Here is a 516-nt window from a genome sequence, read left to right on the forward strand (position 1 = left end):
GGTCTCGCACCGCGTGACCGGAACGAGCTTCGTCCTGGCGGCCAACGGCATCGAAAGTCCGCGGCTGCTTCTCCTGTCGGCAAGCGACAAATACCCTCAGGGATTGGCCAACAGTTCCGGCATGGTCGGGCGCCACCTGATGGACCATCCGAGCACGTCTTTGACCTTCGATGTCGATGAGGACCTGTGGCTGGGTCGTGGCCCGCAAAGCCCCAGTTCCATCAACACCTTGCGCGACGGGCCGTTCCGCTCCGAGCATGCGCCATATCGCCTTGACTTCACCAACATCTCCCGGGTCGCCGGCGCCACGCAGTCCCTGATCGATAAAGGCGTGTACGGTCCTGAATTCGAAAGACGCCTTCGCCACAGCGCGGCGCGCGAATTCAACGTCAAGACGGTGCTGGAAGTGCTGCCCGCAGCAGACAACCGCATCACCCTGAGCGATCAGAAGGACGCCATGGGCATTCCCAAGCCGCAGGCGCACTACGCGATCGACGACTACACGCGCAAGGGAGC

Annotated in this window: 1 pseudogene; it reads left to right on the forward strand. The window is 62.8% G+C overall.

Annotated elements, in window-relative coordinates:
- Window positions 1-516, forward strand: a pseudogene (locus AC1DTN_RS39280) (choline dehydrogenase); the annotation flags it as partial.

It is taken from the genome of Rhizobium sp. 01T444 (assembly GCF_056398305.1).